23 protein-coding genes are annotated in these 26,123 nt (G+C 72.1%); 17 read left to right on the top strand and 6 right to left on the bottom strand.

Annotated features, from left to right (window positions below):
* The first annotated feature begins 30 nt into the window (after nt 1-30).
* Nucleotides 31-2,505 carry an FtsX-like permease family protein gene (locus CLT68_RS22530; protein ID WP_099853772.1) on the top strand — a complete coding sequence of 825 codons (2,475 nt, stop codon included), beginning with the start codon at nt 31-33 and terminating at the stop codon, nt 2,503-2,505.
* A 94-nt stretch (nt 2,506-2,599) separates the two neighbouring features.
* On the opposite strand, the gene CLT68_RS22525 is transcribed toward CLT68_RS22530, so the two are convergent.
* Together CLT68_RS22525 and CLT68_RS22520 are read right to left on the bottom strand one after the other, a co-directional pair.
* On the bottom strand, nt 2,600-3,862 hold the full coding sequence (locus CLT68_RS22525) for a nucleotide sugar dehydrogenase (RefSeq protein ID WP_099853770.1): 1,263 nt from the start codon (nt 3,860-3,862) through the stop codon (nt 2,600-2,602).
* Between the two features lie 105 nt (nt 3,863-3,967).
* Nucleotides 3,968-5,344, bottom strand: coding sequence for a serine/threonine-protein kinase (locus CLT68_RS22520; RefSeq protein WP_199177121.1), 1,377 nt, complete (start codon nt 5,342-5,344; stop codon nt 3,968-3,970).
* A gap of 541 nt (nt 5,345-5,885) precedes the next feature.
* Between CLT68_RS22520 and CLT68_RS22515 the strand changes: the two genes are divergently transcribed.
* The 9 genes from CLT68_RS22515 (at nt 5,886) to CLT68_RS22475 (ending at nt 13,513) form a co-directional block, all read left to right on the top strand.
* Nucleotides 5,886-6,518 carry an RNA polymerase sigma factor gene (locus tag CLT68_RS22515; protein ID WP_088948283.1) on the top strand — a complete coding sequence of 211 codons (633 nt, stop codon included), beginning with the start codon at nt 5,886-5,888 and terminating at the stop codon, nt 6,516-6,518.
* 16 nt (nt 6,519-6,534) lie between these two features.
* A complete protein-coding gene (locus CLT68_RS22510) occupies nt 6,535-7,305 on the top strand; it encodes a hypothetical protein (RefSeq protein ID WP_099853766.1) in 771 nt (256 codons plus the stop codon).
* A gap of 156 nt (nt 7,306-7,461) precedes the next feature.
* Entirely contained in the window at nt 7,462-8,700 is a 1,239-nt protein-coding gene (gene egtA, locus CLT68_RS22505) for an ergothioneine biosynthesis glutamate--cysteine ligase EgtA (RefSeq protein WP_099853764.1), read from the top strand.
* Between the two features lie 152 nt (nt 8,701-8,852).
* Nucleotides 8,853-10,175 (top strand): ergothioneine biosynthesis protein EgtB, encoded by a 1,323-nt coding sequence (egtB, locus tag CLT68_RS22500; protein WP_099857487.1) that lies wholly within the window; start codon nt 8,853-8,855, stop codon nt 10,173-10,175.
* 40 nt (nt 10,176-10,215) lie between these two features.
* Nucleotides 10,216-10,962: an ergothioneine biosynthesis protein EgtC gene (gene egtC, locus CLT68_RS22495; RefSeq protein WP_099853762.1), complete on the top strand. Its 747-nt coding sequence runs from the start codon at nt 10,216-10,218 to the stop codon at nt 10,960-10,962.
* A 63-nt stretch (nt 10,963-11,025) separates the two neighbouring features.
* Nucleotides 11,026-11,991, top strand: coding sequence for an L-histidine N(alpha)-methyltransferase (gene egtD / locus CLT68_RS22490; protein ID WP_099853761.1), 966 nt, complete (start codon nt 11,026-11,028; stop codon nt 11,989-11,991).
* Between the two features lie 215 nt (nt 11,992-12,206).
* A complete protein-coding gene (locus CLT68_RS22485; protein ID WP_099853759.1) occupies nt 12,207-12,794 on the top strand; it encodes a TMEM165/GDT1 family protein in 588 nt (195 codons plus the stop codon).
* 39 nt (nt 12,795-12,833) lie between these two features.
* Nucleotides 12,834-13,196 carry a DUF1622 domain-containing protein gene (locus tag CLT68_RS22480; RefSeq protein WP_099853757.1) on the top strand — a complete coding sequence of 121 codons (363 nt, stop codon included), beginning with the start codon at nt 12,834-12,836 and terminating at the stop codon, nt 13,194-13,196.
* Nucleotides 13,196-13,513 carry a hypothetical protein gene (locus CLT68_RS22475; RefSeq protein WP_099853755.1) on the top strand — a complete coding sequence of 106 codons (318 nt, stop codon included), beginning with the start codon at nt 13,196-13,198 and terminating at the stop codon, nt 13,511-13,513. The genes CLT68_RS22480 and CLT68_RS22475 overlap by 1 nt, the downstream gene beginning before the upstream one ends.
* Nucleotides 13,514-13,588: 75 nt before the next feature.
* Here CLT68_RS22475 and nhaA read toward each other — a convergent pair whose 3' ends face one another.
* Nucleotides 13,589-14,944 carry a Na+/H+ antiporter NhaA gene (gene nhaA, locus CLT68_RS22470; RefSeq protein ID WP_099853752.1) on the bottom strand — a complete coding sequence of 452 codons (1,356 nt, stop codon included), beginning with the start codon at nt 14,942-14,944 and terminating at the stop codon, nt 13,589-13,591.
* 337 nt (nt 14,945-15,281) lie between these two features.
* On the opposite strand from nhaA, the gene CLT68_RS22465 reads away from it, so the two are divergent.
* Nucleotides 15,282-16,745: a tyrosine-protein kinase domain-containing protein gene (locus CLT68_RS22465; protein ID WP_099853750.1), complete on the top strand. Its 1,464-nt coding sequence runs from the start codon at nt 15,282-15,284 to the stop codon at nt 16,743-16,745.
* On the opposite strand, the gene CLT68_RS22460 is transcribed toward CLT68_RS22465, so the two are convergent.
* The gene (locus tag CLT68_RS22460) at nt 16,726-17,280 is read right to left on the bottom strand and encodes an arsenate reductase/protein-tyrosine-phosphatase family protein (RefSeq protein WP_099853748.1); all 555 of its coding nucleotides are present in this window, start codon (nt 17,278-17,280) and stop codon (nt 16,726-16,728) included. The genes CLT68_RS22465 and CLT68_RS22460 overlap by 20 nt on opposite strands.
* A 168-nt stretch (nt 17,281-17,448) precedes the next feature.
* Between CLT68_RS22460 and CLT68_RS22455 the strand changes: the two genes are divergently transcribed.
* The 4 genes from CLT68_RS22455 (at nt 17,449) to CLT68_RS22440 (ending at nt 22,666) form a co-directional block, all read left to right on the top strand.
* Nucleotides 17,449-18,696, top strand: a complete 1,248-nt coding sequence (locus tag CLT68_RS22455; RefSeq protein WP_099853746.1) for a glycosyltransferase family 4 protein — start codon at nt 17,449-17,451, stop codon at nt 18,694-18,696.
* A 97-nt stretch (nt 18,697-18,793) separates the two neighbouring features.
* Nucleotides 18,794-20,578 carry a DUF4012 domain-containing protein gene (locus CLT68_RS22450; protein ID WP_099853744.1) on the top strand — a complete coding sequence of 595 codons (1,785 nt, stop codon included), beginning with the start codon at nt 18,794-18,796 and terminating at the stop codon, nt 20,576-20,578.
* A gap of 13 nt (nt 20,579-20,591) precedes the next feature.
* A complete protein-coding gene (locus CLT68_RS22445; RefSeq protein WP_099853742.1) occupies nt 20,592-21,227 on the top strand; it encodes a hypothetical protein in 636 nt (211 codons plus the stop codon).
* A gap of 875 nt (nt 21,228-22,102) precedes the next feature.
* Entirely contained in the window at nt 22,103-22,666 is a 564-nt protein-coding gene (locus CLT68_RS22440) for a hypothetical protein (RefSeq protein ID WP_099853740.1), read from the top strand.
* An 81-nt stretch (nt 22,667-22,747) separates the two neighbouring features.
* Here the strand turns inward: CLT68_RS22440 and CLT68_RS22435 are convergent, their stop codons facing one another.
* Both CLT68_RS22435 and CLT68_RS22430 read right to left on the bottom strand, forming a co-directional pair.
* Nucleotides 22,748-24,190 (bottom strand): MFS transporter, encoded by a 1,443-nt coding sequence (locus CLT68_RS22435; RefSeq protein ID WP_099853738.1) that lies wholly within the window; start codon nt 24,188-24,190, stop codon nt 22,748-22,750.
* A gap of 86 nt (nt 24,191-24,276) precedes the next feature.
* Nucleotides 24,277-24,513: a hypothetical protein gene (locus CLT68_RS22430; protein ID WP_088948267.1), complete on the bottom strand. Its 237-nt coding sequence runs from the start codon at nt 24,511-24,513 to the stop codon at nt 24,277-24,279.
* A gap of 146 nt (nt 24,514-24,659) precedes the next feature.
* Between CLT68_RS22430 and CLT68_RS22425 the strand changes: the two genes are divergently transcribed.
* Both CLT68_RS22425 and CLT68_RS33420 read left to right on the top strand, forming a co-directional pair.
* Nucleotides 24,660-25,817, top strand: a complete 1,158-nt coding sequence (locus tag CLT68_RS22425) for a geranylgeranyl reductase family protein (RefSeq protein WP_099853736.1) — start codon at nt 24,660-24,662, stop codon at nt 25,815-25,817.
* Between the two features lie 79 nt (nt 25,818-25,896).
* Nucleotides 25,897-26,070: a hypothetical protein gene (locus tag CLT68_RS33420; RefSeq protein ID WP_199177120.1), complete on the top strand. Its 174-nt coding sequence runs from the start codon at nt 25,897-25,899 to the stop codon at nt 26,068-26,070.
* Nucleotides 26,071-26,123 lie beyond the last annotated feature (53 nt).

Below are 26,123 nucleotides of genomic sequence, written 5' to 3'. Positions count from 1 at the left end.
CCGATCCGCCACCTGCACCGGGAGCCCTGCTTGATCCGCCTGACCCTGCGCTCGCTGCGTGCCGAAGCGCTGCGCATGCTGCTCTCCGCGCTGGCCGTCGTGCTCGGTGTCGCGTTCGTCGCCGGCACCATGATCTTCGTCGACGGGATGCGCGCCGGCACCTACGAGCGGGCCGGCACCTTCGACCGCCACACCGACCTGGGCGTCTACTCGGCCGGCCGTGAGCTGCTGCCCCCGACCCTGGTCGATGAGGTGCGCGCGGTCGACGGGGTGGCCGCCGCAGCCGGTGAGCTGACCAACACCGCCGGGGTCGTCGGCGTCGACGGCCGCCCGGTGCTCGGCTTCACCGTGCTCGCCGCCATTCCCACCGAGGACGCCCTGCGCTCGTACGACGTGGTCGCCGGCCGACTGCCCGACCGTGCCGGGGAGGTGGTGCTGGACGCGCCGACGGTCGCCAAGGAGGGCTTCGTGCTCGGCACGCCGGTCCGCGTCGGCGGTTCCGGTGGCCCGGCCCGCCCGTACACCCTGGTCGGCACCGTCGACGTGGCTGGCACCGTCCGCGACGTCGGCGGTCCGTTCGTCGGCATGGTCGGGCCGGACGCGCTGGCTCTCACCGGCGAGCGCGGCTACGGCCGCATTCTGGTGGCGGCCCGACCGGGGGCCTCCGTCTCGGCGTTGACCGACCGTGTGCGCGCCGCGGCGGGCGCCGAAGCCACAGTGAAGAGTCGCCAGCAGATCCTCGACGAGGCCGTCGAGGACGCGGTGCGCAACGTGGACCAGTTCCGGATGCTGCTGCTGATCTTCGTCGGGGTCGCCGTGGTCGTGGCGGGCTTCGTGATCGCCAACACCTTCGCGATCGTGCTGGCCCAGCGCACCCGGCGTACCGCGCTGCTGCGCCTGATCGGGGCGACCCGCGGACAGGTCTTCCGGGCCGCCGTGCTGGAGTCGGCAGTGCTGGGGCTGGTCGCCTCCGCGCTCGGGGTGCTGCTCGGGGTGAGCCTCGCCGGCGGGATGGGGCTGGTGATGTCCCGACTGGACGTGCCGGTCGCCGGTGGCCTGACCGTGTCCGGTTCGACAGTCCTGACCGGCCTGCTGCTGGGTACCGCGCTGACCGTGTGCGCAGCCCTGCTGCCGGCCTGGCGGGGAACGCGGGTCGCCCCGGTGGCCGCTCTCACCGAGGCCGCGGTGCAGCCCGCCCGGAGTGCTGGCCGGGTACGGCTGACCCTCGGCGCGGTGGTGCTGGCCATCGGGGTCGCGGCGTTGGTCGGCGCCGCCAGCGCCGGCCAACTGATCCTGGTGGCCGGCGGCGGGGTGCTGGCCTTCTTCGGGATCGTCCTGTTCGGACCGGTGCTCGTCCCGGCCCTGGCCCGGGTGTTCGGCTGGCCGGCACGGCGCGTGCTCGGGGCGACCGGAGCGCTGGCAGTCGCCAACACGGTCCGCAACCCGCGGCGCGTCGCCGCGACCGCCACCGCCCTGGTGATCGGGATCGGACTGGTGTCGGCGTTCATGGTCGGTGCCCGCAGCACCAAGGACGGCATCGAACGCAGCGTGGACGCCCAGATCGGGACCGACTTCGTGGTCAGCGGTATCGGTCAGGATCTGCCTGGCGCGCTCGCTGGTGAGCTTGCCGCCCGCCCCGAGTTGGGTGTGGTGCACGAGCAGCGCAGCACGGTCGTCGCCGACGTCGAGATCCGCGCGGCCCACCCGGCGCTGGTCGGCCGGACGCTGGAGCGGGTGCTCGCCGGCGACGCAGGCCGGGTCGGACCGGGGCAGGTGCTGGTCCATCGTGAGCTGGCGCAGGCCCGCGGCTGGCAGGTCGGCTCGCCGGTGACCGTCCAGGGCCGGTCGTTCCGGGTGGCCGCCGTGGTCACCGACGACACCCGCTCCGACGGCGCGCCCGTCGGGCACGTCATCGACATGGCAGACGAGGACTTCGCCGCGCTCTTCCCCACCCAGCGCGGTTACCTGGCCGAGATCGACCCGGCCACCGGCGTGAGCGCGGAACGGGCCCGGGACGCGATCGAGGCGGTGCTGGGCCGGTACCCGACGGTGAACCTGATGGACCAGGGGGCGTACAAGAAGATGCTGACCGGCACCGTCGACATGCTGCTCGTCCTCGTCACCGCGCTGCTCGGCCTGGCCGTGGTGATCGCCCTGGTCGGTGTGGCGAACACGCTGAGCCTGTCGGTGGTCGAGCGCACCAGGGAGAACGCCGTGCTGCGGGCGGTCGGGCTCACCCGAGGGCGCATGCGGGCGGTGCTCGCCATCGAGGCGGTGCTGATGGCGCTGGTCGGCGCGGTGCTCGGGGTGGGACTGGGCACCGGGGTCAGTGCCTCCGCGATGGCACTGCTGACCCGCCTCGGCGGGGACTTCCACGTGGTGCTGCCGCTCGGCCAGCTCGGGCTGACCCTCGGCGTCGCGGTGCTGGCCGCCCTGCTCGCCTCGGTGCTGCCCGCCCGCCGGGCGCTGTCCCGCCCGGTCGTCGAGGCGCTCGCCGACCAGTGACCGACGCGGTCCCGGCCGCGCGCGACCCGAACGGACATCCGCCGGCCGGCCCCGCCATCTTCCCCGGCGGCGGGACCGGCCAGCGGTGCCGGGTCTACAGGCGCTCGACCATCGGGCCGACGCACCGGTTGCGGGTGTCGAAGACGTAGCGGGCGTGCCGCACCACGAGGTCGTAGTCGATGCTGTCGTGGTCGGTGACCACCACCACCCCGTCGGCGGCGCTCACCTCCCGCTCCGAGAGCCCGACCACTGTGACGCCGGCCGGGATCTGGTGCGGCTCGGCGTACGGTTCCACCGCGTGGACCTCGGCGCCGAGGGCCTGCAGGCGGCGGGCCACGTCGACCGCGGGGGAGTCCCGCATGTCGCCGGTGTTCTTCTTGTACGCCAGACCGAGCAGCAGCAGTCGTGCGCCGCTGACGGCCCGGCCGCTCCGGTTCAGCCCCGCCATGATCCGTTGCGCGACGTGCTCGGGCATCTCGTGGTTGATGTCGTTGGCCAGCTCGATGAACCGGAACTGCCGGCCGAGGCGGCGCTTGACCTGCCACGACAGGTAGCACGGGTCGATCGGCAGGCAGTGCCCGCCGACGCCGGGACCGGGCCGGAACGGCATGAAGCCGAACGGCTTGGTCTCCGCGGCCTCGATGGCCTGCCAGACGTCGATGTCGAGGTGGTGCGAGAGCATGGTCAGCTCGTTGATCAGCGCGATGTTGACCTGGCGGAAGGTGTTCTCGATCAGCTTGGTCAGCTCGGCCACGCGGGTGGAGTCCACCGGCACGGTGCGGTGCACGAGGCGCTGGTAGAACTCGTCCACCCGGGTCAGTGACGCCGGGTCCACACCGGAGACGACCTTCGGCGTGTTCTCCAGCCGCCAGTCCGGGTTGCCCGGGTCGATCCGCTCCGGGCTGTAGCCGAGGTGGAAGTCACCGGGGCTGGTCAGCCCGCTGGCCGATTCCAACAGCGGGCGCAGCAACTCCTCGGTGGTGCCGGGGTACGTGGTCGACTCCAGGATCACCGTGCAACCCGGCCGGACGTACGGGCCGATGCCGACGCCGGCCTGCTCGACGAAGCTCAGGTCGGGGGTGCCGTCGCGCAGTGGGGTCGGCACGGTGATGACGCAGATGTCGAAATCCTCGGCGTCGGTGTACTCCGTGCTGGGGTGGTATCGGCCGCTGCTCAACGCCCGGCCCAGCCGGTCGGTCGGGATGTCCTCGATGAACGACTCACCGGAGGCGAGACGCTTCACCCGATCGGCATCGACGTCGAGACCGACCACGTCCAGCCCGGCCTCCACGGCACGCATGGCCAGCGGCAGTCCGACGTACCCCTGACCGATCACGACCAGCTTTTCAGCGCTCACCCAGGCTCCTGCGGCAGATGGTGGAAATGACCTGCAGAGAGCCTAGAGGCGTCTTCGGCGACGTAAGTCCGTTTTGGGGATATCGGTGCTGGTGGGACTGGGCGGTCAGCCGCCCATCGGTTCTTCCGGCGCGGTCGGTGGGCTCGTGGTGGGGGTCGGATCGGGCGCGGGTGGCGGGTTGCTCGGCGTACCGGTCTTCGGCGGATCGCTGGGCGGTGCTGTGGTGACCGTCGGCGCCGGCGTTGGCGGGGTGGTCGTCTGGCTCGGCTGGATGCTTGGCGTGGCGGAGACCCGGGCCGACGGGGAGGTGTTGGGGACCGGGCCCCGATCGGGTCGGTCCGGGTCGCCGGTGGCGACCTGCTCGTTCGCGGCCGGCAGGTCCAGCGGCCCGCTCGGCCGCACCGTCGGTGAGGTGGTCGGCAGATTGACCGCCGGGTCCTCATCGGCGGCGTTGCGCGCCGCGCCCAGTGCGGCACCGAGCCCGACCAGCGCGACCAGCATGGCCGCCGCCGCACCGACCAGCGGGCCTCGCCGACGCTGACGCCCGGCCTGCGCCCCACTCGCCACCGTCGCGCCGGCCGGCACGTCGGTGCGGGTGCCCGGGCCGGCGTCGCGCAACGGGACCGCCGCTGCCATCGCCGTCGGCTGCTCGCCGCCGGTGACCGCGGTCCGGGCGGCTTCGGCCATCGCCGCAGCGCTGCTGAACCGGTCGAGCGGGTCCTTGGCCAGGGCCCGGGACACCAGGGCCCGGACCGCCTCCGGGATGTCGTGCGGCAGCTCGGGTGGTTCGTCGTCCAGGTGTCGCACGGCGACCTGGAGCGGGTTGTCGCCGGTGAACGGGGGACTGCCGGTGAGGCAGCAGTAGGTGACCGCACCCAGCGCGTAGATGTCGGTGGCGCCACTGACCGGCCGGCCTGCGGCCTGCTCGGGGGCCATGTAGAGGGCGGTGCCGGGCACCGCGTTGGCGCTGGTGATGCTGGTGATGTCGGTGGAACGTGCCACCCCGAAGTCCACCAGGACGACAGTGCCGTCCTCGTGCACCAGCAGGTTGCTGGGCTTGACGTCGCGGTGCACGATGCCACCGCGGTGTGCCGCGTTCAGCGCGGCCGCCGCCTGGGCCACGATCGACATCGTCTCGGCCACGTCGAGCCGGCCGGCCGTCTCGATCCGCTTGGACAACGGCTCGCCGGCGACGAACTCCATGACGAGGTAGTCCGCCCGCCCGCCGTCGGGCAGATCATCCGCGCCGCAGTCGAAGACCTGCACGATGCCGGGGTGCCGCAGCGCCGCCATGATCCGGGCCTCGGCCCGGAACCGGGCGATGAAGTCGGGGTCGGAGACCAGCGCCGGCAGCAGGACCTTGACCGCGACCTGCCGGCCGAGGACCAGGTCGGAGGCACGCCAGACGTCGCCCATACCGCCGGTGGCGACACGTTCGTCCAGGCGGTACCGACCGCTGAGCACGACCTCCGATGACAACACCGCATTACCGTACCTAGAGCGGCGCCGCGCGGCGCGCCGCGGCCGGCCGGCCGATCGGGTCATACACGTCGGGTCATCCGGCTTGACCTCTGTGGACGCTGCGTCTCTGTGATCGGGCCGCGACGGGGTGTGACGAAAACTGACATCTTTCGGCATGGGAACGCTGGATGGTCGAAAAATTCCGCCGTCGGGCACAGAGCGCACTTCCTGGCGACTGCCTGTTACGGCAACGCGCCGTCCCGCCGGGTTGATAATTGTCACTCTTCCGTGACACGGTGCCGACTTGCTCGTCGGGGGTCCCCCTCCTAGCGTTAGCCCGGCTCGGGCCCGCCCGGCGATCTCGGCGTGCGGTCGTGCCGCGTCGCCCACCCTGGCGTCGGCCCCGGACGTCCCGCCCGGGCCACTTCCGGTAGCGGGCGCGATCAGATCGGCGGGGGGCGGTGCGGGTGCGGGAGTTGGTCGGCGGGTCCTCTCGTACCGCGTGGTCTGCCTTTGCCCGGCGGATCGGGCCGACGTGCCCCGGGCAGTGCACGGGTTGCGGATGACCGGCGACCTGTCGGAAGCGGTCGGCGCGGCACAGAGCGGGGACGAGGAGGCCTTCCGCTTCCTCTACCGCAGCCTCCAGCCGGGCCTGCTGCGCTATCTGACCGCGCTGGTCGGCGCGGACGCCGAGGACGTCGCCTCCGAGACCTGGCTGCAGATCTCCCGTGACCTGCCCAGCTTCACCGGCGGCGAGTTCCGCGCCTGGACCGTCACCATCGCCCGCAACCGGGCGATGGACCACCTGCGCCGAATGCGCCGCCGCCCGTCACTTCCGGTCCCGGTGCAGGCGCTCGCCGACCTCGCCAGCGACGCGGACACCGCCGAGGGGGCCAGCGAGACAATCGGCACCGAGACCGCCCTGGCGCTGATCGCGACCCTGCCTCCCCGCGAGGCCGAAGCCGTCCTGTTGCGGGCGGTGATCGGGCTCGACGCGGGGTCCGCGGGCCGTGTGCTGGGTCGTCGGGCCGGTGCCGTTCGGACCGCCGCCCACCGAGGCCTGCGGCGGCTCGCGGCACTGCTGGAGCGCGAGGGCCCGGCCGGGTTGTCCGTCGGTGTCGAGGGGGTGCCGGCGCCCCGCCCTGCCAGCAGTCCAGCCCTGCGGGCACCGCACACCGAGCCGGCGGACGGCTGACGTGAGGGGATTTCCGATGAACCCGTTCCGGCGGGCCGACCATGCCGAAACCGACCGGCTGCTCGACTCCGCCCACGGCAGCTCCGACACCGCCCCGGGCCAGGCCCACACCCCCTCGACGTCCGTCCCGGGGTCCGCCCCCGCCGAGCCGGTGGCGCGGCTGCTCGCCGCGGCCGCCGGCCCGGGCCTCCCGCGAGAGTTGGCTGGCGAGGACGCGGCCGTTGCCGCGTTCCTGGCGGCCCGAGCAGACCCGACGCCGCCGGTGCCGCACCGGCCGCGCGGTCGCCGTCTGACGGCTGGCGCGGCGGCCTGGATCGGTGCGGTGGCCGTCACCGCGACGGCGGGTGCGGCCTTCGCCGCGGTCAGTCAGGACTGGGTGCCCGACCCGGGCGCACCGGAGCCGACCCGCACGTCACCAACCCCGGGCCAGGGTTCTCCCCGGTCCGGAGAGCCCAGTCGATCGCCGTCCTCCCCGGGCACCCCGTCGGCCGGCACCCCGTCGCCCCGCCCGCCGTCGCCCGGCACGCCATCTGCCCCCGGCACACCATCGGCGCAGACCGCGCCTGGCGGGTCGTTGCACGGTCTGTGCCGCGCCTGGCTGGCCAAGAAGCCCGACCAGCGGGACAAGGCGCTGCGAACGCCGGCCTACGAGAGGCTGGTGACGGCAGCGGGCAGTGCCGGCCAGGTCGAGGAGTACTGCCGGCGGCTGGTGCCCGAGGAGAAGCGGTCGGAACCGGCGAAGGTCAGCCCGCCACCTCCACCGACGGGCCGCCCCACCCCGCAGTGATCGGCCGGCGGCCGGGGGCGGTCGGTTCCGCCCTGCGTCGGAAATTCGTCTGTTAGACAGAAGTTGGTGGCGCCGTGCATGCCCCCGACGGTGTCGGTGGGTGGGTTTACGGTGGCACAGTGTCGCGAAGGCGGCACACGAGAGGGGGCCTGACCGTTGGTGACGTCGCCCGAGCTGGACCGCAGCGCCATTCTGCGCGAGTCCGCAGCCGCAGGCCGGCACCTCGCCCGGATCTGCTTCAAGACCGGTCCACCGACACACACCGGCGTCGAACTGGAATGGACCGTGCACGACGCCGCCGACCCCGTCCGCCCCGTCGATCCGACAAGGCTGCGGGCGGCGCTGGGGCGGCACAGCCCCGTCACACTGGATCCCACCAGCCCTTCCGAGCCTCTGCGGCACGGCGGCATGGTGACCCTGGAGCCGGGTGGCCAGTTGGAGATCTCCACCCCGCCCCGCGCCTCGACCGCCGCATTGATCCGAGCCACCGAGGCTGACATCGCCCAGGTCACCGACCTGCTGGCCACCGCCGGGCTGATTCTCGGCCGCAGCGGCATCGACCCACACCGACGGCCCCGCCCGGTGCTGGAAACTCCCCGCTACCGCGCGATGCGCGGTGCCTTCGACCGGCGCGGTCCGGCCGGCCGCACCATGATGTACAGCACCGCCGGCCTCCAGGTCTGTCTGGACGCCGGTGAGCCGGACCAGGTCGCTGACCGCTGGGCCGCGGCCCACGCCGTCGGGCCGCCGCTGCTCGCGGCGTTCGCATCCGCCGCCCGACACGCCGGGCGGCGCACCGGCTGGGCCTCCGCCCGGATGGCCACCTGGCTGGCCATCGACCCGGCCCGCACCCGCCCGGTCTGGACGCCGGGCCGCGCCGATGAGGACCCGACCGCCGCCTGGATCCGGTACGTGCTGGCCGCGCCGCTGCTGTGCCGGCGTCGGGACGGCTCGGACTGGACCGCGCCGGCCGGTGTGACCTTCGCCGACTGGCTCGACGGCGCGCTGCCGGAACCACCCACCACCGATGACCTCGACTACCACGTCAGCACCCTCTTTCCGCCGGTGCGGCCGCGCGGTTACCTGGAGCTGCGCTACCTGGACGCCCAACCCGACCGGGACTGGCGGCTCCCGCTGGCGGTGCTGAGCGCCCTCTTCCACGACCCGGGCACGCTGCGCGGGGCGTACGCGATCGCCGCGCCGGTGGCGCACCGCTGGTCGGCTGCCGCCCGGCACGGTCTGGCCGACGCCGCGCTGGCCGCCGCCGCGGCGGCCCTGCTCGACCTGGCGCTGACCACCCTGCCCCGGCTGGACCTGCCGGCCGGCACCCACGACGACATCGAGCGAGGCGTACGAGGGCGGCTGGCCGCCGCCCAGAGGGGAGACGACCGGTGAGCGCGAGGAGTGAGCCGGGGTTGCGAGCCCCGCAGTCGCGAACGGAAGGGGAGGCGGTGAGCGCGAGTAGTGAGCCGGGGTTGCGAGCCCCGCAGTCGCGAACGGAGAGGGACGCGGTGAGTGTGAAGGGGGACGCGGTGCCCGCCGGCGCCATGGGGCACGTCGACGGCGAGCGGTTGCGCGAGCGGATCGCGGTGGAGCTGGCGCGCGCCCGTGCCCGCACCACGTTGTTGACCGAGGTGGTCGACGACGCCGACCTGATGCGCCAACACTCTCCGCTGATGTCGCCGCTGGTCTGGGACCTCGCCCACGTGGGCAACCAGGAGGAGCTGTGGTTGGTGCGCGATGTCGGGGGCCGCGAGCCGGTCCGGTGCGACATCGACGAGCTGTACGACGCGTTCAAGCAGCCGCGCCGGGACCGCCCGGCGCTGCCCCTGCTGCCGCCCGCCGAGGCGCGTGCCTACCTGGGCACCGTCCGGGACAAGGTGCACGATCTGCTCGACGCGGTGACCTTCACCGAGCGGCCGCTGGTCGCCGACGGGTTCGCGTTCGGCATGATCGTGCAGCACGAGCAGCAGCACGACGAGACCATGCTCGCCACCCATCAACTGCGCTCGGGGCCGGCGGTGTTGCACGCCCCGCCGCCGCCGGAGCCGTCCGTGCGGGTCGGTGGGGAGGTGCTGGTGCCGGCCGGGGAGTTCACCATGGGCACCGACACCGACCCGTGGGCGTTGGACAACGAACGTCCGGCGCACCGGGTCGACCTCCCGGCGTACGTCATCGACGCCGCCCCGGTCACCAACGGGGAGTTCGCGGCGTTCATCGCGGAGGACGGCTATCGCGATCAGCGCTGGTGGAGCGCGGCCGGCTGGGCGCATCGGCTCCGGGATGGGCTGGAGGCGCCGATGCACTGGCGTCGGGACGGCGACGAATGGTCCTACCAGCGTTTCGGCCGGTGGAGCCGGGTGCGCGCCGACGAGCCGGTGGTGCACGTGTGCTTCTACGAGGCGCAGGCGTACGCGGCGTGGGCCGGTAAGCGGTTGCCGACCGAGGCGGAGTGGGAGAAGGCGGCCCGTTGGGACCCGGCGACCGGGCGCTCGCGCCGTTATCCCTGGGGGGACGACGACCCCACCGAGGCGCACGCCAACCTCGACCAACGTCACCTGCGGCCGGCGCCGGTGGGCGCGTACCCGGCCGGTGTGTCGCCGTTGGGGGTGCACCAGCTCATCGGTGACGTCTGGGAGTGGACGTCGAGCACGTTCGGCGGGCATCCCGGCTTCACCGCGTTTCCCTACCGCGAATACTCGGAGGTCTTCTTCGGTGGCGACTACCGGGTGCTGCGGGGCGGCTCGTTCGGCACCGACCGTTCCGCCTGCCGGGGCACCTTCCGCAACTGGGACTATCCGATCCGCCGGCAGATCTTCAGCGGTTTCCGCTGCGCCCGCGACGCCCGGCCCGACGAGTCGCACCGGTGATCCACTGCGTTGTCGGCGGCCCGGCGGGCTGGGCGCGCTGATGTGTCGTCACCTTGCCTATCTGGGGCCGCCGGTCACCCTGGCCGAGGTCCTGTTCGACCCCTCGCACTCGTTGGTGCGGCAGTCCTGGGCGCCCCGGGACATGCGCGGCGGCGGCACGATCAACGCTGACGGGTTCGGCGTCGGCTGGTACCCGGGCGAGGGTGAGCCGGTGCGCTACCGGCGGGCGCAGCCGATCTGGAGCGACCCGACCATCGCCCAGCTCGCGTCGGTGACCCGCTCCGGTGCGGTGCTCGCGGCGGTGCGCTCGGCCACCGTCGGGATGGCGGTGCTCGACGGCGCCGCCGCGCCCTTCGCCGAGGGGCGGTGGCTGTTCAGCCACAACGGGGTGGTTCGTGGCTGGCCGGACACCGTGGTGCCACTCGCGGCCGACCTGCCGGTCCGTGACCTGCTCACCCTGGACGCCGCCACCGACTCGGCGTTGCTGTGGGCGTTGGTGCGGCATCGGCTGCGGGCCGGCGACGACCCGGCGGACGCGGTCGGGCAGACGGTGGCCGACGTCGCCGCGGCCGCCCCCGGATCGCGGCTCAACCTGCTGCTCACCGACGGTCACCGGGCGGTGGCCAGCGTGGCCGGGCACGCGCTGTCGGTCCGCGAGGGGCCCGGTTCGGTGCTGCTCGCCTCGGAGCCGCACGACGACGATCCCGGGTGGCGGGCGGTGCCGGAGGGGCATCTGGTCGTCGCCACCGCTGACGAGGTGCGGACACGTCCCCTGCCGACCCGGTGAGTCGCATCGGTCGGGCACGCAACGGTTGATCGAGCAGAGTTGATCGAGCAGAGAGGCGAACCGATGACCGCGGAACCGCTGGAGATCTACCTCGAAGAGCGCGATCTGGAGCGTGGCCTGCGCGACGACGTCCGGGCCGGGCTGAGCGCCGGGCAGAAGTGGCTGCCGCCGAAGTGGTTCTACGACGCCCGGGGCAGTGAGCTGTTCGAGGAGATAACCCGACTTCCCGAGTACTACCCCACCCGGGCCGAGCGGGCGGTGCTGGCCGAGCGGGCCTCCGACATCGCGGCGCTGACCTCGGCCAAGACCCTGATCGAGTTGGGCTCCGGTTCGTCGGAGAAGACCCGGCTGCTGTTGGACGCCCTCACCCGTCAGGGCGGGCTGGGCACGTTCGTTCCGCTCGACGTGTCGGTCAGCGCGCTGCGGGGGTCCACCGCCCAGATCGCCGCCGACTATCCGGGCCTGCGGGTTCGGGGCATCGTGGGGGACTTCACCCGGCAACTGGACCGGCTGCCCACCGGCGGCCGGCGGCTGGTGGTTTTCCTGGGCGGCACCATCGGCAACCTGCTGCCCGCCGAGCGGGCCGGTTTCCTGACGGCGATGCGCGCCGCGTTGGAGGTCGGCGACTGGCTGTTGCTCGGCACCGACCTGGTGAAGGATCCGTCGGTGATCGTGCCCGCCTACGACGACGCGGCCGGGGTCACCGCCGAGTTCAACCGCAACGTGCTGCGGGTGATCAACCGTGAGTTGGGTGCGGACTTCGAGCCGGCGGCGTTCGAACACGTCGCCCTCTGGGACCCGGACCATGAGTGGATCGAGATGCGGTTGCGGGCGACCCGGGCGATGCGGGTGCGGGTGTTGGGCCTGACCGTCGACTTCGCGGCCGGGGAGGATCTGCGCACCGAGGTCTCGGCGAAGTTCCACCCGGAGGGGATCGCCGCGGAGTTGGCCACTGCGGGCTTCGAGACGACGGAGTTCTGGACCGACCCGGATGGGCTCTTCGGGGTCACGTTGGCGCGAGCCCGGTGAGCCTGTCAACCCGCCTGGAAACGGCCCTCCGATGATCGGATAGGCTGACCGGGCGAAGGGGAGTAGCCCCCAATGTCGTGGTCGACATACTGGTGCGTTCCGCATCCGGCCACGCGGCCTCGGTCTCCGAGGCGGGCGAGACCTTCGACTCAGGCTGTTGCAGCCGGGTCGAGGGCGCCCCTGTACCTCCTCCCGGCATGAGCGGGAAGGACGTCATGGAGGGATTTTTCGCCGCGCTGGTCGTCAGCTTCGGCGTCATCTTCGTCGCCGAGCTGGGGGACAAGTCCCAGCTGATGGCGCTGACCTTCGCCACGCGGTTCAAGCCGATCCCGGTGCTGATCGGCATCACCATCGCCACGGCGGTGGTGCACCTGGCGTCGGTGGCCATCGGCGCGGGTCTCGGGGCGGTGCTGCCGACCGAGTGGATCTCCCTGGTGGCCGGAGTGGCGTTCCTCGGTTTCGGCGCGTGGACCCTGCGCGGGGACAAGCTCACCGAGGAGGAGAAGCGGAAGGCGGAGAAGACCAGCAAGACCGCGCTGGTGGCGGTGTCGGTGGCGTTCTTCCTGGCCGAGCTGGGTGACAAGACGATGCTCGCCACGATCACGCTCGCCACCAAGTACGGCTGGTTCGGCACCTGGCTCGGCTCCACGCTGGGCATGGTGGCGGCGGACGCGTTGGCCATCCTGGTCGGCCGGATGCTGGGTCGCCGGCTGCCGGAGAAGGCCATCAAGTACGGTGCCGCGATCCTGTTCGCCATCTCCGGTCTCTGGTTGATCCTGGAGGCGGTGAACGAGCTGACCTGAGTGTCGACTAGCTGCCCCGAGGGCGGGTAACGGCCCGGGGTGGAGCCGGCCGAGCTGTTGCGTCAGGGCGACCAGGTGCTGGTGGCTGTGGTGGAGGTGGCCGGCGCACTGGTGATCTTCGTTGGCGCGGTCTGGGCGGCGGTGCGGTTCGTGGTCGAGGGACTACGACACCGCTCCGCCGCCCTCTTCACGCCGATCCGGCTCTCGCTCGGCCGGTTTCTGACCCTCGGCCTGGAGTTCCAGTTGGCGGCCGACGTGCTGCGGACCGCGGTGTCGCCGTCGTTCGAGCAGATCGGCCAGTTGGCGGCCATCGCCACGATCCGAACGGCGTTGAACTACTTCCTGGGCCGCGAGATCCGTCAGGAGCAGCGCCAGGTGGCCGAGGGGGAGCATTCCCGGTGATGGGCCTCCTGCTCACGGCGGTCACCGCTCTGGCCCTGGTCGTCGGGGTGGTCACCGTGCTCAGCACCGGGGTGCTGCGAACCGGCGTACGGCTGCTGTTGGACCTGCTGACCGCGGCCGGCCTGCTGCGGCTGGCCGGCGACCCTGGCTGGAGCGGTCTGGCCGGCGCGGTGGCGATCATCGCCCTGCGGCAACTGCTCGGTGCGGCGATGAGCGCTCCACCGCCGTGGTCCGGGCGACAATCCCCGGCACCCTGCGGCCGGGACGATCAATACCTAGAGACCGAGGAGCCGCCGGCCGCCGGTCGTCGTCGCTGACCGGAGGTCCGTCGTACGGCGCTCAGGCGGCACACCGCGCGGGTCGGCCGTTCGCCGGCCCGCGCGGCCACCCGTTCAAGCGCCCGCGGGTCGCTGGTAGACGTCGGGTACACCGTCGCCGTCGGCGTCGAGCCGCTCCCGCTCCGCCACCCGGCGGTACGTCGCGTTGCGGCGGACGAGCACCGTGGCGGCCAGGCCGGCGGAGATCACCGACCCGAGCAGCACGGCCACCTTGACCCGACCGTCGGTCGCGCTGCCGGCGCCGAAGGCCAGATCGCCGATGAGCAGCGACACAGTGAACCCGACGCCGGCCAGCAGTGCGATCCCGAGCAGGTCCGACCAGCTGATGTCCTCGTCCAGTTCGGCGCGGGTGAATCGGGCCAGCAGGTACGTCGATCCGAAGATGCCGATGCTCTTGCCGAAGACCAGGCCGGCGACGACGGCGATCACGATCGGGTCGGTCAGCAGGGCGCCGAGGTCGCTGCCGCGCAGCGTGACCCCGGCGGCGAACAGCGCGAAGACCGGCACCGCGAAGCCGGCCGACACCGGGCGCCACCGGTGCTCCAGGCGTTCGGCGAGCCCGCCCTCGTCCGACGCGGCGGCCGGCTGGCCACCAGCCACCGTTCCGCGGCGGGCCAGCACCGGGACCGTGAAACCGAGCAGGACACCGGCCACCGTCGCGTGCACACCCGAGGCGTGCATCAGCGCCCAGGCGGCGACCGCGAGGGGGATCAGCGCCCACCACCAGGTGCGCCCGCGCTGCACCAGCAGGGCGAAGAGCCCGATCGGCAGCAGCGCCGCGAGCAGCGGAAGAGGTTGGAAGTCGGCGGTGTAGAAGACCGCGATGATGGTGATCGCGAAGAGGTCGTCGACCACGGCGAGGGTGAGCAGGAAGGCGCGCAGGCCCTGGGGCAGGTGTGAGCTGACCACCGCGAGCACGGCCAGCGCGAAGGCGATGTCGGTCGCGGTCGGGATGGCCCAGCCGCGCAACCCGTCCCCGCCGGCGCTCAGGACGACCCCCACGTAGATCAGCGCCGGCAGCAGCATTCCCCCGAGGGCGGCCACCACGGGCAGCGCCGCCCGGCGCGGGTCGCGCAGTTCCCCGGCGACGAACTCCCGTTTGAGTTCCAGACCCACCACGAAGAAGAAGACGGCCAGCAGGCCGTCCGCCGCCCAGGTGGCCAGGTTCAGGTCGAGGTGCGCCCACGCGCCGCCGGGCCAGGGCACCCAGGCGCCGAGCCGGGTGTACGAGTCGGACCAGGGGGAGTTTGCCCAGATCAGCGCGATCACGGCACCGAGCAGCAGCAGCGCCCCGCCGACGGTCTCGGTACGCAGCACGTCGGCCAGGTGTCGGGCCTGTGGCCAGGACGAGCGGGAGAACAGCCGGACCCTCGGCGGGCGCTGCTCGGACGGCGGAGTGCGGGAGGTCATGTGCGGGGTCACCTCGGGAGTCAGGACGGCAGGAATCCACTCGCCGACCAGACTTCCCGGCACACCGCCACCGACCCTATCCGGCTTCGCGTCGGGCGGCGAACGCTGGGCCGATCGGACGCGACCTGATCGGCTTTCGACCTTTTCCTCGTTGTCGCCGCTGCCGAATGGGCGTTTCTCGGGTTGGTCATCCGGATGCACATCGCACAAGCGGAAAATACATAACTCCGGACATAAGGCGCACCAACGGCTTTAATGGTTTCACGAGTTTAGAGACGACCTTGGGGGTTTTCGTGAAGTTTATTGGCGTAACCGGACCGGCACGGAGGCGCTCCTGATGGACCTGCTCCGCCATTTGCGTCACGTGCGTCGGCACTGGTGGGTACCGCTGGTCACGATCATGGTGGCTCTGGGCGTCTCGGCGTTCCTGACCGTGCGGGCCCAACCCCGGTACGTCGCCTCGGTGACCTTCTTCGTCACCACCCCCAACTCGGGCATCAGCGACGCCTACCAGGGCGGGCTCTTCCTCCAGCAGCGCGTCAAGTCGTACGCCGACCTGCTCAGCAGTGACCGGCTGGCGCAGAGCGTGGTGGCCGAGACCCCGGTGGGCCTGACCGCGGACGAGGTGCAGCGCCGGGTGACCACCTCGACCGAGACCGGCACGGTTCTGCTGCGGGCGTCGGTCACCGACACCGACCAGACCCGCGCGCTGCGGGTGACGGAGTCCCTGGCCGCGAAGTTCGTCGAACTGGTGCAGAAGGTCGAGACGACGCCCGAAGGTAAGGCGCCGATCAAGATCGAAGTGGTCAGCGGCCCTCGGGTGAGCGCCAACCCTGTCTCGCCGCAGCCGGTCCGCAACCTCACCCTCGGCGGCCTGATCGGGCTGCTCCTCGGCGTCGGCCTGGCGATCCTGCGCGGCATCGCCGACGTACGGTTGCGCGACTCCGCGGGCCTGCAACGCGCCACCGGCAGCCCGCTGCTCGGCGAGATCCCGTTCGAGGCCAGCGCCCGCACCGCGCCGCTGATCGTGGGCGAGGCCGCGACCTCGGCGCGTGCCGAGGCGGTTCGCAAGCTGCGGACCAACCTGCGCTTCGTCGATGTCCACGAGCCGGCCCGGGTCATCGCCGTGACCAGCGCCCTGCAGGGGGAGGGCAAGACCACCCTCTCCTGCAACCTGGCCATCGCGCTCGCCGAGGCCGGCTGGCGGGTGCTGCTGGTCGACGCGGACCTGCGCCGCCCGAAGGTCGACGACTACCTGGGCCTGGACGCCGGTGTCGGTCTCACCGACGTGCTGGTCGGCGACGTGCAGGTCGGTGATGTCGTGCAGCGCTGGGGGGACAAGTCGCTCCTGGTGCTGCCCAGCGGGTCGGCCCCGCCGAACCCGAGCGAACTGCTCGGCTCCAAGGCGATGTCGGATTTGTTGCTGGCGCTGCGCGAGTCGGCGGACATCGTGATCATCGACACCGCGCCGCTGCTCGCGGTGACCGACGGCGTGGTCGTCGCCGTGCAGGCCGACGGTGCCCTGCTGGTGACCCAGCAGGGCCGTACCTCCCGGACCCAGGTGGCCGCCGCGGCCCGCTCGCTGCACTCGGTCTCGGTCCGGCTGCTCGGCTGCGTGCTGAACATGGCGAAGGTGGCCAAGGCCGAGGCGTACCAGTACGAGGCTTACCGGGTGGTCACCTCGACGCCCAAGGCGTCGGTGCCGGCCGACCGGGCCGCGTCCGGCAGACACGTCGCGACCACCGACGGGGTCAACGGCGTCGCCGACCACACCCAGGAACTCAGCCGGTTGCCCCGATGAGCGCGGCGAGGGGTCGCAGCGACCGTTCGATCTCCTCGGCACAGCGTCGGAAGTCGGCGGCGGTGCCGCCGATCGGGTCCCGAAGGTCGTCCGCCTCGGGGGCGGCAGGTTGCAGCCGTCCCCGGGCCTGGGCGGCGGCGGCGATCGCCGCGCCCAACGGGTCGTCGCTCGATCCGTCGAGTGGCTCGGCCGCCGCGGCCAGCCGGCCGAACTGGCGCACGGTGAACGTCCGGTGCAGCGCCGCCGGTGTCAGCGCGGTGCAGACCGAGCGCTGGCGTCGGGTCGCGGTCAGCACCAGCGTCGCGTCGGCCAGGTACTCGGGACGCAACCCCCGGGTCCGGAACTCCGCCGGGTCGGCGCCGCTGTCGGCCGCGACCTCCATCGCGTACGGGTGCATCGCCAGCCCGTCGATCGCGTCGGTGCCGGCGCTGGCCACGGTGACGGGCCGGTCGGCCAACAGCCGGCGGGCCAGGAACTCGGCCATCGGCGACCGGCACAGGTTGGCGTGGCAGACGAACAACACGCGATCAGCCATCGGTGCCCCTCTCATCGGTGCGGACGCGGGTGTCCGCACCGCGAGGGCGGTGCGTCGACGCCGGAGGCCGCGCGGGGAGGGGTTGTCGGCATCGTACGCGGGCCGGGCGCCTGCCGGTCGTGGTGCCGCGCCGGTCGACGTCGATCCACGCCGGACGGGGGCGCTGCGGTGAGGATCGGAATCCTGTCGTACCACTTTCCGCCCGAGCCGGCGTTCATCCCGGGCAGCCTCGCCGAGGAACTGGCCGCGCGGGGGCACGAGGTCCGGGTGCTCACCGGCTTTCCGGACTATCCCGGTGGGCACGTCTATCCCGGCTGGCGGCAGCGTTGGCACCACGAGACGCACAGCGAACGGCTGACCGTCCGACGGGTGCCGCGCTACCCCGGGCGTGCCGCGTCCACCGGTACCCGGATGGCCAGCTACCTCTCTTTCGCCGGCAGCGCGACGCTGGCCGCGCGCCGGTACTTCCGCGACGTGGACGCGCTCTACGTCTTTCAACTGCCGGCAACGACGTTCGCCACCGCCGGGGTGCTCCGGCTGCTCGGCCGGGTGCCGGCGGTGCTGCACGTGCAGGATGTCTGGGCCTCGGACGGCGTCGACGAGACGGGCGAGGGCCGCTGGGCGGTGCGGATGGGCAGCGCGATGACCCGGATCTACCGGGCCGCGGCGCGGATCGCGGTAGCCGCACCGTCGATGCGGGACCTGGTGGTCGCCGCGGGCGCCGACCCGACCCGGGTCCGACTGGTGCTGAACTGGACCGACGAGCGGATCTTCCATCCGGTGGCGCCCGGCGCGGCTGCCCGTCAGCTGGTTCGCCGGGACGGCCGGTGCGTGGTGATGCACGCCGGGACCATTGGTGCCCGGCAAGGACTGGAGACCGCTGTCCGGGCGGCGGCGGCACTGGACCGGACGATGGATCTGGTCCTGGTCGGTTCGGGCGCTGAAGAGCGGCGGGTGCGGGGGCTCGCCGCCGAGCTGGGCGCGGACAACGTCCGCTTCATGGAGCGACGGTCGCCCGTCGACATGCCCGAGCTGTATGCCGCCGCCGACTATCAGCTCGTCATGCTGCGTGACCTTCCGGAGCTGCGCGGCACGGTGCCGGGCAAGCTCCAGGCCGCGCTCTCGTGTGCCGCACCGGTGGTGGCGTCGGCCGGCGGGGACACGGCCGAGCTTGTCGAACGAGCCAGAGCGGGGCTCTCCTGCCCCCCGGAGGACTGGGCGGCTCTGGCCGACCGGTTCTGGTTGGCCGCCACCATTCCTCCGCCGACCCGGGCCGAGATGGGTCGGCGCGGCCGGGCGGCGTACCTGCGGGAGATGTCGCTGCCCGCCGGTGTGGACCGGATCGAGCGACTGCTGCATGAGGCGGCAGGACGAGTCGCGGAGCCGGCCGGCAACTCGCGAGGAAACCTCGCCTAAAGGACAACAATCGCAATAACGGTACGAAGCTCCCTGGCGCGTGCTAAGAACGTCAGGGAATCGACCATCTGTCCGATTCCGCGAACGGGAGTGTGGTGTGACGGAAAGCGAACGGCCGACCCGGCGAAGGAGCCGGTCCCGGCGTCGTCGGCGTGCCCGACTGCGACGTGTCCTCCTCAGTGCCCTGGTGGTCGGCTCGCTGCTGCTGGCGGCCGGCGGGTGGGTCGGCTTCCGCGGCTGGCAGGCGCGCGCCCACCTGCTCAACGCCGCCGGTCTGGCTCGGGAGTTGAGCGCCCAGGTCGTCGGTGGGGACACCGACCGGGCTCTGCGGACGCTCGCCGCTCTGCAGTCGCAGTCGGGCGCGGCCCGGAAGGCGACGGGCGACCCGAGCTGGCAACTCGGTCGGCGTACCCCGATCGCAGGCGACGACCTCGACGCCGTCCGGCGGATCGCCATCGCCATCGACGAGCTGGCCCGGCAGGCGTTCCCGACCCTGCTCCGGACGGATCTGACCAGCCTGGTGCCGGCCGGTGGTCGACTGGACCTGGCCCGGCTCAGCGACGTCTCCGCCGAACTGACTCGCGCGGACGAGTCGGTGCAGCGGACGCGTCGAGACCTGGCCGCGGTGCCCGCCGAGAGTCTGGTCAGTCAGGTCCGGCAGGCGCTGATCGACCTGCGCGGCGAGATCGACCGCCTGGCCAGCCTCACCTCGGCCGCCGACCAGGGAGCCCGTCTGCTGCCGCCACTGCTCGGCGCGAGCGGCCCGCGACGCTACCTGCTGGTCTCGCAGAACCTCGCCGAGTTGCGCGCCACCGGCGGCATGTTCGGCGCGTACGCGATCATGGAGGCGGAGAACGGCAAGGTGAAGATGGGAAAGCAGGGCAGCAGTGCCTCGCTCGGCCAGTTCACCCCGGCGTTGAAGCTGCCCGCCGAGACCCGCGCGCTCTGGACCGACCTGCCCGGCATCTACCCGGCCGACGTCAATCTCTCCCCGCACTTCCCGACCGCGGCCGCGCTGTACCGCGAGATGTTCCGCCGTAAGACGGGCACCACAGTCGACGGTGTGCTCGCCGTGGACCCGGTGGTGCTGTCCTATCTGCTCAAGGCGACCGGCCCGGTTCTGGTGCCCGGCGGGGTCCCGCTCGCCAGCGAGAAGGTCGTGCAGACCCTGCTCAACGACAGCTACCAACGGCTGAACGTGAAGCAGCAGGACGAGTTCTTCGCCTCGTCAGCAGCCTCGGTGTTTGATGCCTTCTTCAAGAAGAATGTCAACCCACGGGTGTTGTTGTCCGCATTTGACCGTGCTATCACCGAACGGCGGATATTGTTCTGGAGTGCCCGACCTGAGGAACAGCGGACGTTCGGCGACAGCCGGATGGCCGGGACGCTTCCGGAACAGGACACCGTGCCGACCGTCGGCGTGTTCCTCAACGACGGCAGCGGCGCGAAGCTCGGCTACTACCTGCGGCCGACGGCGAACCTCACGGTGGGCGAATGCCGACCCGACGGACGCCGTGAGCTCCGGTTGCGGGTGACTCTGCGCTCGACGGCGCCGAAGTCCGGACTTAGCGAGTCGGTCCTCGGCCTCGGCCTGGCCGGCGATCCGTACACCGCCCGCACGTTGGTGTCGATCTTCAGCCCGGCCGGCGGGGCGGTGCTCGACGCCCGGCTAGACGGGGCCGAGACGGCGCTTGGCAGCGGCACCGAACGCCACCGCCAGGTGGCGACGGCCAGCGTCGACGTCGGCCCCGGTGCCGAGAGGGCGCTGGAGGTCACCGTGCTGACGGCCAAGACCGGCGTCGGCCAGGCCGAGTTGCGACTGACCCCCACCGCCAGCCCCTGGACCACCCAAGTTCATTCCGCACCAAGCTGTGACCAGTAGGAGGGAACCAATCATGCGGCTATCCCGCATCATCATGGCGCTCACGGTCGGCCTGGCCGTGGTGGCCGTGCCGACGGCAGCGGTGGCGGCACAGCCGCAGCCGACGCCCAGCGCGACCGCGACCACTGACCCGCCGCAGCCGCCGCCGTACCCACCGGCCGCCGCGTCGCTCACCGTCAACCGGCCGACGATCTACCTCGGCGAGACGGTCATCCTGACCGGCACCGGCTTCGGTCCGAACGAGACCGTCGACATCGTGGTGACGGTGACCCCGTTCGCCGCTCCGGCCGGCGGTCAGGCTCCGGCTCGCCGCAGCGACGGCAGCACCGTCGCCATGGCCCCGGTGGCCCACCAGGCGAGCGCGCCCCTGACCTTCACGGCGCGAACCGACGCCCAGGGTCGTTTCACCAGGAGCTACAAGCCGTCGGTGACGGGTCTGCTGACCTTCACCGCGACCGGTCGCGAGTCCGGCCGCACGGCCAGCACGCAGCTGCGGGTGCTGCACAAGAAGCAGCCGCTGCCCGTCACCGGTGACAGCATGGGTACGCCCATGAAGCTCGGCGGTGGCCTGGTCGGCGCCGGAGCGGTCATGCTGCTGCTGACCCTGGCCTGGCGTCGCCGCCAGCGCCTCGGCGGTGCTGCGCACTAACCCGCACCACCGGGCAACGCCCGGTTCGCACTGAAGCTGGCGCCCGTCGGACCACTCCGACGGGCGCCAGCTCTTCGTCAGCCCGCCCGGGGTCATTTGTCCGGGTTTAGCAGCCTCGGCGCAGGCGAGACCTCTTTGATCGACTCGGTTTCCTTGAAGTCGGGGTGTCAACCCGTCCCGGTTACCGCGTCATCCGTGAACCCGAGTGGATCACGCCCGGCTCGGGTGATTTGTCGCGGGTGCCGGGGTGCCGGGGTGCCGGGGTGCCGGCGACAGGCTGACGCAAGTTTGTCCGTTTCAGGGGGGTCTGGGCTGTGACCGGTCGCACCGGTGGGTCGGAATGATGGCCGGGGCGGGGTCGTTAAACACTCTGACGATCGCAGGACCACCGCCTCACCGCCCCGCCCACGGGGTCGAAACCGCTGGTGGCGGGGTTGGAATGCGGCCACGGGCCACATCGTTGCAGCACCCCGCGCCATCGGGTGTCACGGGATGGCCCGGCCCCCGGAATGGCCCGGCCCCCGGAATGACCCCGGGCCCCCGGTCGTTGCAGTCCCCACGAGCGACCACCCGAGCACCGCTTCACCCGAGCGGACATCGGCGGGTGGGCCCACCGGGGAATGACCCCCGACCCCCGGTCGTTACACATGGACCCGGCGCCACAAGCCCCGCTCGTAGGCCGCCGACCCCGGCGCCCGAGCCCCGCTCGCAGGTCGCCGACCCGGCCCCCACAAGCCCCCCGGCCTGACGGTGCCGATCTCCCCGAAGACTTTTCCCCTTTGTTTGATGCTGCGCCGGACGAGGTGCTCACACCCTTGTGTCGCCGACCCCCATTGGCGGTGCGGGTGTTTCCTACCCCCGAAGGAGCTACCCCCATGAACACGATCTTCCGTAAGAGCGTGCTGTCTGTTGCTGGTCTCGCGTTCGTCGGTGGTGTCTTCGCCGGCCCGATCGCCGCCCACGCTGCCAACCCGGTGGATGGCAAGCCGGTGGCGGTGGCGGTGCAGTCGGCCGCACCGAAGCCGCAGGGCGAGCAGTCCCGGATCACGTTGAATGATGAGCAGACCGCGAACGTGAAGGCGATCATCGCCGCGACGAAGAAGGCCGGCCTGCCCGAGCGCGCCGCGGTGATCTCGATCGCGACGAGCCTGCAGGAGTCGAAGCTGGAGAACCTGGGCCACCTCGGCGACGCCAATGACCATGACTCGCTGGGCCTGTTCCAGCAGCGCCCGTCCAGTGGTTGGGGCACGCCGGAGCAGATCACCGACCCGGCCTACTCGACGACCGCGTTCCTCAAGGGCCTCAAGCAGGTTGACGGGTGGCAGGACATGGCGCTGACCGACGCCGCGCAGACGGTGCAGGTGTCGGCGTACCCCGACGCCTACGCCCAGTGGGAGCAGCAGGCCACCGACCTCGTCGCCCAGCACTGGAACAGCTGACACTGATACCAACACGAACACTGAACGACCCGCCGCTGGCCGGCACCCCTACCCGGGGTGCCGGCCAGCGGCGTACCCGTGTCAGATCTTGTGGTGGTTGTGGGTGCGGACGATGTCGATCAGCGCGCAGATCAGCGCGAGCACGATGATGCCGGTGGCCAGCAGGAGCGATCGCTCGAAGGCGCTGGTCCAGTTGCCGCGGCTGTCGGCCAGCGACGAGAAGAACATCGAACCGACGGCGGCGATGCCGGCCGCGGCGCCGATGCGCTGACCCGTCTGGAGCATCCCGGCGCCGCTGCCCGACTGCCCTACCGGCACTTCGGAGAGGGTGATCGTCTGGTTGGGGGCGATCACCAGCCCACTGCCGATGCCGGCGACGAGCAGTGGACCGGCGGCAACCCAGGGCGCGGGGGCGTCCGGCGCGAGTTTCAGCGCGACCACAGTTGCGGCCAGGCCGATCACCACGGTGAGCAGACCGATGGCGACCAGTGGTCGGCCGAAGCGGTTGACGACGCGGCCACCGAGCACGGCGGCAGCCGCCGATCCCAGGGCGAACGGGGTGATGGCCAGACCGGCGATGAACGCGCTGTAACCGAGACCCATCTGTAGGAACAGGGTGAAGATGAAGAAGATCGCGGTGAAGCCGCCGAAGTAGACCAGCGCCAGGATCGAGCCCAGTGTGTACGACTGGAGGTTGAACAGTCGAAGGTCGAACAGGGGTTCGTAACGGCGTGCGAAGCGCCGCTCCCAGAGCCCGAAGACGACCAGCACGGCCAGGCCGACCGGGATGAGCGCCCACTTCCAGGGGGTCTGCCACTGCTGCTCCTGCACGAGCGGAAGCAGGACGAGGACGACGCCCACACCGAGCAGCAGGACACCGACGGGGTCGAGTCGATGCCAGCCGACCTGACCGGCGGGGCGGCCGGGCAGCAGACGCCAGCCGAGAATCACCGCGACGATGCCGACGGGCACGTTGACGAAGAAGACCCACCGCCACCCGTGGTCCTCGCCGCCGATGGCGATGAGCAGCCCGCCGAGCAACGGCCCGACCGCTGTGGAGATTCCGATGGTTGCGCCGAGCAGCCCGAACGGGCGCGCCCGTTCGGGCCCCCGGAAGAGTTGCTGGATGAGCCCGATGACCTGCGGGTTGACGACGCCGGCGGCGGCACCCTGAAGCAGTCGGGCGATGACCAGCCACGTCGGTGAGGTGGCGAGGCCGGCGAGCGCGCTGGTCACGGTGAAGAGCGAGATGCCGAAGACGAACGCGTTGCGCCGACCGCGTGCGTCGCCGAAGCGGCCGGCGGGGACCAGCGCCAGGCCGAAGGTGAGCGCGTACCCGGAGAGGATCCACTGCAGGTCGCTCGGCGACGCGTGCAGCGCCCGGTCGATGGAGGGCACCGCGACGTTGACGATGCTCACGTCGAGCAGCGTCATGAACGCGGCGACCAACCCGACACCGACCGCCTGCCAGCGTCGTCGGTTCTCGGCCGCCGTCACCGGCTGCGGCGTCTGCGCCGCACTCATCGCGCCCCCCGTTGCCGTCGATCACGCATTGCTGATCGCTACCCGGAGCATCGGGGGGCGAATCGTCGTGGATTTGTTCGGTGCCCTCACGCCATCTGGCGGGCGCAGAACCGGGGGCCGAAGTCGAGGCCGGCCATCGGCGAGTCCTCGCGGTGCAGCAGGCCCTTCTCGGTGAGCAGGTGCAGAGGGCTGTCCACCTGCTCCTGGGTCAGCCCTGATACCTCGGCGATGAGGTCCGGGTACGGCACCTGCCCGCGTGCCTCCAGGGTGGTGACCGCCTGGTACACGCGTTGCTCGGCCTCCGACAGTTGCACCTGCTGCATGCTTCCTCCTTCGTTCGTCCGCCGTCGTGCGGCGGCTGCCGTGCGCGGGTTACCCCCTGGGTGACCGAAGATGCACACCCGATCGGGCGGTCGGTGTCGGCTGTGGCGAACGGTCCGGGCCTTCGGTGGTGCCCTAGGCTGCTTTCGTGATCGTTTGGGACCTCGTCGTCGTCGGCGCCGGCCCCGCCGGGCTCTCCGCGGCGCACGCCGCTGCCCGCGCCGGTGTCTCCACCCTTGTTGTCGAGCGAGCCGCGCATCCGCGCTACAAGACCTGTGGTGGTGGCCTGATCGGCACCTCCCTGGCGGCCGTCGCGGATCGGATCGAGGTGCCGGCGCACGACCGGGTGGACCGGGTCACGTTCACCCGCGACGGCCGTCGGGAGTTCACCCGCCGCAACGACAGCCCGGTCGTGACCATGGTGCGCCGCGAGGAGTTCGACGACCGGCTGCGCGCGGCGGCGGTCGCTGCGGGCGCGCAGATGCGGGAGCGGGTCGCCGTCCGCGCGATCGAGCAGGACCCCGAGGGGGTACGCCTGCGGCTGGCCGACGGTACGACGATCGCGGCCCGCGCGGTGATCGGGGCGGACGGTTCGTCGGGGGTGACCGCCCGGCATGTGGGGGTCCGGTACCGGCAGGTGGACCTGGGTCTGGAGCTGGAGATCCCGGTGCCCCCGGCCGAGCAGGAGCGGTGGCGGGGGCGGTTGCTGCTGGACTGGGGAGCGATGCCGGGGTCGTACGCATGGGTCTTTCCCAAGGGTGACCGGTTGACTGTCGGGGTGATCGCCGGGCGGGGCGCGGGGGAGGGGACCCGGGAGTACCTGCGGCGGTTCGTGGACCGGTTGGGGCTGACCGGCTTACCGGCGGAGCACGACTCCGGGCACCTGACCCGGTGCCGGGAGGAGGACTCGCCGTTGCGCAACGGCCGGGTGCTGGTCGTGGGGGATGCGGCGGGGCTGTTGGAGCCGTGGAGCCGGGAGGGCATCAGCTTCGCGTTGCGTTCCGGTGGGCTGGCCGGTGCGGCGGTCGCGGCCGGTGACCTGTCCGGGTACGAGCGGGCGGTCGCCGAGGGGCTTGTGCCGGAGATGCGGGCGGGCTTCCGGCTGCTGGGCGTGTTCACCCGCCGCCCGGACGTGTTCCACGCCCTGCTGGCGACGCCGCCGGGCTGGCGGATGTTCGTCCAGTTCTGCCAGGGGCGGGCGAGCTTCGACGAGATGCTGCGGCGTCGGCCCATCCGGGCGGCCCTCGCGGTGCTGGATCGGGTGCCAGCCCCGCGCCGGGCTCCTTCTATTCACCCAGGATCCTAGGATGCCCTACGCGGTGTGGCCGCGCACTGGTGCCCGGTGGCCCAGCCGCTGAACAATGGTGGGGGAGTGGGAGGTGCAGATGGCCGAGCAGCCGTTCACCGATGACGAGTACGCGTTCCTGCGCCACGCGCGGTTCGGCGAGTTGCCGCTCGCGGTGCGTCCCGACGAACGCGTCGCCCTGACCGAGACCGACCCCGGGCGCGACCGCCCGGAGGAGGCCGAGGACCCGATCCGCTGGAACGTGCAGGGCTGAGAACGCACGACGGGCCGCGGGTGTCGCCACCCACGGCCCGTTCGCGATGTGCT

Source organism: Micromonospora sp. CNZ299 (genome assembly GCF_002754415.1).
The sequence above is the reverse complement of the archived record's forward strand: the minus strand, read 5'-3'. Positions and strand labels throughout refer to the sequence as shown.